Source organism: Falsiroseomonas sp. RANM36 (genome assembly GCF_056682175.1).
In genome coordinates this window covers 1,827,021-1,833,719 of sequence record NZ_JBWXTD010000003.1, presented here as the reverse complement: position 1 = coordinate 1,833,719, position 6,699 = coordinate 1,827,021, and the positions used below count along the sequence as shown (strand labels likewise).

General features: G+C 72.8%; 6 protein-coding genes. 1 reads left to right on the top strand and 5 read right to left on the bottom strand.

The genetic code is table 11. The annotated features are described in order from the left end of the window. The coding region (locus AC1MIR_RS13710) for a hypothetical protein (protein ID WP_480028703.1) at positions 1 to 395 on the bottom strand (395 nt) is incomplete at its 3' end. A 181-nt stretch (positions 396 to 576) separates the two neighbouring features. Between AC1MIR_RS13710 and hslO the strand changes: the two genes are divergently transcribed. Further along, entirely contained in the window at positions 577 to 1,557 is a 981-nt protein-coding gene (hslO, locus tag AC1MIR_RS13705; protein ID WP_480028702.1) for an Hsp33 family molecular chaperone HslO, read from the top strand. Here the strand turns inward: hslO and AC1MIR_RS13700 are convergent. The 4 genes from AC1MIR_RS13700 to AC1MIR_RS13685 all read right to left on the bottom strand — a co-directional run. Then, positions 1,478 to 3,067 (bottom strand): XrtA system polysaccharide deacetylase, encoded by a 1,590-nt coding sequence (locus AC1MIR_RS13700; RefSeq protein WP_480028701.1) that lies wholly within the window; start codon positions 3,065 to 3,067, stop codon positions 1,478 to 1,480. The genes hslO and AC1MIR_RS13700 overlap by 80 nt on opposite strands. Beyond that, positions 3,064 to 4,044: an AAA family ATPase gene (locus AC1MIR_RS13695; RefSeq protein ID WP_480028700.1), complete on the bottom strand. Its 981-nt coding sequence runs from the start codon at positions 4,042 to 4,044 to the stop codon at positions 3,064 to 3,066. Before AC1MIR_RS13695 ends, AC1MIR_RS13700 begins: the two co-directional genes overlap by 4 nt. Before the next feature lie 11 nt (positions 4,045 to 4,055). Next, positions 4,056 to 5,756: a TIGR03016 family PEP-CTERM system-associated outer membrane protein gene (locus AC1MIR_RS13690; RefSeq protein ID WP_480028699.1), complete on the bottom strand. Its 1,701-nt coding sequence runs from the start codon at positions 5,754 to 5,756 to the stop codon at positions 4,056 to 4,058. Continuing rightward, the coding region (locus AC1MIR_RS13685) for a tyrosine-protein kinase family protein (RefSeq protein ID WP_480028698.1) at positions 5,749 to 6,699 on the bottom strand (951 nt) is incomplete at its 5' end. The genes AC1MIR_RS13690 and AC1MIR_RS13685, both read right to left, overlap by 8 nt.

The window sequence follows — 6,699 nt, the reverse complement described above, 5'->3', positions numbered from 1 at the left end:
CCCCCCGGCCCGGGGGCCCCCCCCCCCCCCCCGGGGGGGCGGGGGCCCCCCCCCCCCAAGGCCAGGGCGCCGGCCGCGCAACCCAGTGCCAGCCCCACCAGGCCGAGCGACGGGGCGGGGCCCTGCGCGCTCCAGACCAGCGCCGCCAGGCCACCGGCCAGAAGGGCGATCATCGCAAGCCCGGCGGCGCAGAGCGCGGCCGCGGGACGGCTGATGGCCGCCGGGTCGAGCCCGGCCGGCGCCGCCTGCTCGTCCGGGCCGGCGGTGCCAAGCACCGCGAGGAAGACCGCAACCGCCGCCAGACCCGCGCGCGCCAGCGCGGGGGCCTCGCCGCCGGCCAGGCTGCCGAGCCCGGCCGCCGCCGCCGGCAGATGCCACGCCGCGGCGCTCAGCATCGGTGGGGGCCTCGTGCCATGGACATACGGTGTCGCATCGCGGTCTCCGTCGTGGCGGGGCTCCATACCTTGCTCACGGATGACATGGAATTGAGAAATCGCCGGGCCGACTCCGCCGCATGGCCGCCTGGACGGATCGTGCCTATCTATGCGGCGTCCCCCTGCATCCGGCGCCTCGTCCTTGACCGATCCGACCCTGCCTTCGGCCACTCCGGCCTTCCTGAACCATGAACGGCCTCCGGTGCCCGACCTGGTGGTGCCGCGCGGGGTGCAGCCCTTCCACCTGCATCTGAAGCCGGTGCGCGGGCGCCTGGTTCGGCTCGGCCCGCTGGCCGATGCGCTGCTTGGCCGGCACCCGGCGCTGCATCCCGCCGTGCTGGCGATGATGGGCGAGGCGATGGCGCTGACCGCGGCGCTCGCCACCGCGCTGAAGTTCCGCGGGTCCTTCAGCCTGCAGGCGAAGGGCGACGGGCCGGTGCCGATGCTGCTGGCGGACTGCACCGAATCGGGGGCGCTGCGAGGCTATGCAAGGGCGGACGAGGCGAAGCTTGCCAAGATGCTGCGCGCCGAGCCCGCGCCGCCGGCCGGCGCACTGCTGGGGACGGGCTACCTCGCCTTCACCTGCGACCAGGGGCCCGACATGGACCGCTACCAGGGCATCGTCGCGCTGGAGGGCGTGACGCTGGCCGACATGACCGGGGCCTATTTCCGCAGCTCGGAGCAGTTGCAGAGCCAGGTGCACCTGGCCTGCGCCCGCACCGAGGCCGGCTGGCGCGCGAGCGCGCTGGTGCTGGAGCGCGTGGCCGGGGAAGGCGGAGTGGACCCGCAATCCGACGCCGCCGAGCAGGAGGATGCCTGGCAGACCGCGCTGGTGCTGGCCGGCACCATCACCGCGGAGGAGATGCTGGACGACGCGCTGCCGTCGGACCGGCTGCTGCACCGGCTGTTCCATGCCGAGGGCCTGGCGCTCGATCGGGCACGTGCGCTGTCCTATGGCTGCCGCTGCTCGCGCGCGCGGCTGGCGCAGGTGCTGGAAGGCTTCCCGCCGGACGACCTGGATCACATGGCCGAGGACGGCGCCATCACGATGACCTGCGAGTTCTGCAACCTCGACTTCCGCTTCGACCGCGACGAGGTGCAGAGCCGCGCGGGCAGGGCGTGATTTTCCCTCGGCGCCCGTTCCGGGTTAGGGTCGCCGCATGCCTGCCGCGAAACGCTTGCTGCCGCAGCGCCGGACGCTGCTGATCGCCCTGCCGGGCCTGCTCGCCGCCTGCGCCGGCGGCGGCGGGGAGCCGGAACCGCTGCCGCCGCTGGTCACCGGCTATCGGCACCTGACGCCGCTGCGGCTGAATGTCGCGGAGGTGGAGATCGTGCCGCCGGCCGCGGGCGCGGTGCGGGTGGACGAGCCGGCGCCGCTGCGGCCGGATGTCGAGATGCGCCGCATGGCGGAGGAACGCCTGGTGCCGATGGGCACCACGGGCCGGGCGCGCTTCATCACCCAGGCCGCGGAGTTCCGCCGCGAGAGCACCGGCGGCTCGGGCGGGTTGTTCGGCGGCTCGCCGGGCGAGCGGCTGACCGTGCGGATGGTGGCGCGCCTCGAGATCGCCTCGGCCGAGGGTCAGGGGGCGGGCTTCGTGGAGGCGCAGGCCCGGCGCCAGCGGACGTTGCCGGGCGGCACATCCGATGCCGCGCGGCGCCGCACGGCGGAGGACACGGTGCGCCAGGCGATGGAGGAGCTGAACGTGGAGTTCGAGTTCCAGATCCGCCGCGCGCTGCGCGGCGGGCGGGGGGGGGGGGGGGCGGGCCCCCCCCCCCCCCCCCCCGCCGATGGCGTCGGCGAAGACCGCGTCCATGCGGTCCCAGGCGAAATCGCGCAGCAGCTTCTCCAGCCGATGCACCATGCTCTCCAGCCCGACGCGGTGGCGGAAGCGCGCGCCGCGGCTGGCCTCGGGCACATGCGGCTGGCCAGGGTCCACTTCCCACGGGTGGAAGTAGAAGATTCCGGGCCGCCGCTCGACGGCGTTGACGCGGCGCAGGCCGGTGCGGAACACCGGGTAGGGCACGAGACGGAACCAGCCGCCGCCCGAGCAGGGCAGGTTCCGGCCGAGCGCGCGCACGGTCGTCATCGGCAGTTCCGGCACGCCCAACACGGAGGGCAGCCAGGGATCGCGCGGCGCTTCGGAATCGCCATAGAGGTCGTGGCGGATCGGGAAGAGCGAGGAGGAATAGGCATGGCCTTCCTCGGCCAGCACGTCGTGCGCCCAGGGCGTGAGCTTCGGCCCGATGGAAAAGGTCGGCGCCCGATAGCCGCGCACCGCGACGCCGCCGATGTCCTCCAGCACGCGCCTGGCGCGGCGGATGTCGGCACGGAAGCGATCGAGACCGATCTGATGCACCAGTTCATGCCCGTGGCCATGGCTGGCGAGCTCATGCCCGGCTGCGACGATGCGGCGGATCAGCGCGGGATGGCGCTCCGCCACCCACCCCAGCGTGAAGAAGGTGGCGCGCACGCCGGCACGCTCGAAGATCGCCAGCACGCGCTCGGTGTTCGCCTCGACGCGACGGTCGAGCCCGTCCCAGCGGTCGCGGCTGATCGCGCCGGCATAGGCCTGGACCTGGAACCAGTCCTCCACGTCCACGCTCATCGCGTTGCGGAGGGGGGGCGCGCTCATCGGCGCGGACCGGTCAGCTCGGCCAGGAAGTCCATCAGCCGCGTGAAGGCGCGCTCGCGCCGCGCCATGGTGCGCTCCAGCCCGTCGATGCGCTTCTCCAGCGCCTCGATCTGCGATTCCATCTCCGGCGTCAGGCGCGGCAGGCCCGGCATGTAGCTGCCCTGCACCATGCCCGCGCCGAGGTCGTCCTCCAGCTCCATCGCCGTCGCCTCAACCAGGTCGGCGCTGAGATGCGGCGCCTTCTCCAGCGCGCCGGCCAGCAGCACGCGCGAGCAGAGCCGGTTGATCCGGCGCGGGATGCCGGTGGTGTAGCGATGCACGATGTCGAAGGCGCGGTCGTCCCAGGAGGGATTGCCGCTCCAGCCGACGGCGCGCAGCCGGTGCTCGATGTAGGAGCGCGTCTCCTCCCGCGAGAGGCCGCCGAGATGGAACGACGCCAGGATGCGCTGGCGCAGCTGATCCAGGTCGGGGCTGGCGATCAGGCGGCGCAGCTGCGGCTGTCCGAGCAGGATGGTCTGCAGCAGCGCCCGCCCGCCATCGGTGATGTTGGACAGCATCCGCAGTTCCTCGAGCCCCGCGGGGGTGAGGGCCTGCGCCTCGTCCACGATCAGGATGTGACGGCGATCGGCGCTGCGCAGCGCGGTCATGATGCCGCGCAGCACCGCGGCCTTGTCGCCCTCCGCCGAGACATGGAAGGCGTCGGCGACCAGCCGCAGCAGGTCGTCGCCGGCGACCTGCGTGGTCATGATGCGCGCGACCACGAAGCTCGACGGGTCGAGGTCGCCGCAGAAGCGCTCCACCAGGGTGGTCTTGCCCGCGCCGACCTCGCCGGTGACGACGACGAAGCCCTCGCCCTGGGCGAGGCCGTACATCAGATGCGCATGCGCGCGGCTGTGGACGGTGGAGGGGAAGAACAGCCGGGCATCCGGCGTCATCAGGAAGGGATGTTCGCGGAAGCCGTAGATGTCGATGTGCATCCGCGATGCTCCTAGAAGGACTGGCGCAGCGAGAAGGTGACGATGTTCCGCTCGGCGGCGCCGCCGACCTGGTTCGTCTCCCGGCTGGAGAACTGGTAGCGCACCGAGGCGACCAAGCTCTCGGTCAGCACACGCGACAGCCCGGCGGTGACGGAGTAGTTGTGCCGGTCGCCAGGGTTGTTGTCCGACTCGCTGATGCCGTAGCGCACGGCGGCGTTGAAGGTCATCGCCGGCTCCAGCGCGTGGCTCCAGCCGAGGCTGGCCGAGCGGGTGGTCTGGCCGAAGGGCTGCGTGCCCTGCGCGATCGCGACCGGGTCGCTGTCCTGCCAGCTGAAGGCGAGGGACAGCGTGTCGCGCGGCAGCGCGTGGCTGAAGGCGACCGTGGCGCGGCGCTGCAGGAAGATGCCGCTCTGGATGTTCTGCAGCGGGCTGCCGAAGGCGAGCGCCGCCGGCACGCCGGAGCCGCTGTCCACCAGGTTGCCAAGCTCGTCCACGCGGAGCCGCGCCAGCGAATCGCCGGTCTGCAGGCCGGAATTCGACAGCCGCTCCGTGTAGTTCACGAACATCCGCGTGCGCGTGCCGATATCGAGCGCGCCGCGCGCGAACCACGAGGTCTGGCCGTCGTATTCGCCGTAGCGCACGCTGAGGAAGTTGGTCTCGTCCGGCTGGTAGCGGAAGCCGACCGCCCAGATGGGGTCGTTCACCACGTACGGATTGACGCCGTTGTACCGCAGGTCCTGCCAGCCGCCATCGACCAGCGCGGCGAATTCGCGCGTGATCGCGTAGCGCAGCTGCGCGCCATAGACCCGGTTGTAGGCGCCGTCATAGACGTTGTCGCCGTCGTAGTCGGTGGAGCTGGCGGTCAGCGTCCAGCCCAGGCGACCGAAGGACTCGCCGGAATTCAGCGTGCCGTAGAACTGGTTCGAGATGTAGCCCGTCGAGACGAAGAAGGGGGTCGTCTGCCCTTCGGCGAATGCCGCGTTGCCGTCCTGCACCACCTGGCGGAAGGCGTAGCCCACGCGCCCGACCGCGAAATTGCCGAACCGCTGCTGGTAGTAGGGCGAGATGCGGTAGGATGCGGTCTGCACCTGGTTCTGCGTATTGTCCGGGTTGATGTCGGTGCCGACAAAATCGCCGAACACGGACTGCACGTCGCCGACCGCGCTGAACTCGACGAACAGCCGGTCCTGGACCAGCGTGGCGACGCCCTGCCCGGCAAAGCGCTGGTCGATGTCGTTCTGGCTCGGGTTCTGCAGGTAGTAGCGCAGCCGCGGCGAATAGGTGGCCGCGCCGACGATGCTGGCGGTGTCGGCGGACAGCGTCACGCGCGGCGCCAGCGTGAAGAAGATGTCGGACTCCCGGTTCGTCACGCTGTTGCGGACGTTGTCCGTGTAGGAGGCCGAGCCGAGCACGCTGCCGCCCAGCTGCCAGGCCGGCCGCGTCGCGCCGGCCGCTCCGGGGGCGCCCGGGATATCGGGCAGCAGGTCCGGCTGCCAGAAGTTCGGCGTGGCCGAGCGCCCGGATTCCAGCGGCATCATGAAGGGGCTGAGTGGGCGCGACGGACCGCCGGCCGCACCAACGATCTCCTCGCCGCCGAACAGGCCCTGCGCGGTCGTCGGCGCGGCGAAGCCCACCACCAGGGCGCCAGCGACAAGGCCCGTCCGGCTGCGCCGCGGGCGCCGGCCCCGGCGCGTCGCGGCGCGGTCAGCCACTGTAATAGCCGTAGTAGTCGTACGCACCGAAGGTGTTGGTCGCCACCAGCTGCGTGCGGTTGAGCAGGAGCTGCAGGTTCGGGCAGCTCTCCACCATGTCCAGCGCGCCCTCCACCTCGTCGCGCTGGGTGGCTTCCGCCCGGACGACCAGCACCACCTGCCCGGCCACCGAGGCCAGCGCGGCCGGCTCGCTGGTGTAGAGGCAGGGCGGCGCGTCGAGCACGATGATCCGGTTCGGCAGGGCCGAGGCGAGCCGCGCGATCGCCTGGGCCAGCATGGCGCCGGATGGCAGCCCGGATTGTCCCGCCGCGGCCGGCCCGTAGGAGAGGAAGCTCAGCCGCTCGATGCCGGTCGGCTGCAGCAGCGTCTCCGGCCGCTGCATCGGGTCCTGCGCCAGCGTCCGCAGGCCGGGCGCCTTGTCGCGGTCCAGCAGGTGCGTGATCGAGTGCTGCTGCTTGCTGTCGCCATCCACCAGGATGACCTGCTCGTTGGAGCCGATCGCCAGCCGCGCGGCGATGTTCAGCGAGCAGAAGGTCTTGCCCTCGCCCGGGCGGGCGCTGGTGACCAGCACGAGCCGCTGGATCCGTCCCTCCGCCGGCTCCGTCGCCTGCACCATGCGCCGGATCTGGTGCTGCACGACGTTCAGCTCCTCGGTCACGCGCGAGCGTGCCGCGGCGCCGCCGGGCACCACGAAGCCGGCCTTCTGCAGCGTCTCCATGCTGATCGCCTCCGGCCGCGCCGGCGCGGGCGGCGTCGGCGGCGTCGGGCGCGGCGCCGTCTCGGCGGCGGTCGCCGTCGGCGGGTCGGGCCGCTCGACCGTTACCGTGGCCGTGGCGGCGGCCGTGCCCGCCGCGGGCCGGCCGCCCCGGGGCCGGGGGGGCCGGAGCCCCCCCCCCCCCCCCCCCCCCCCCCCCCCCCCCCCCCCCCCCCCCCCCCCCGCCGC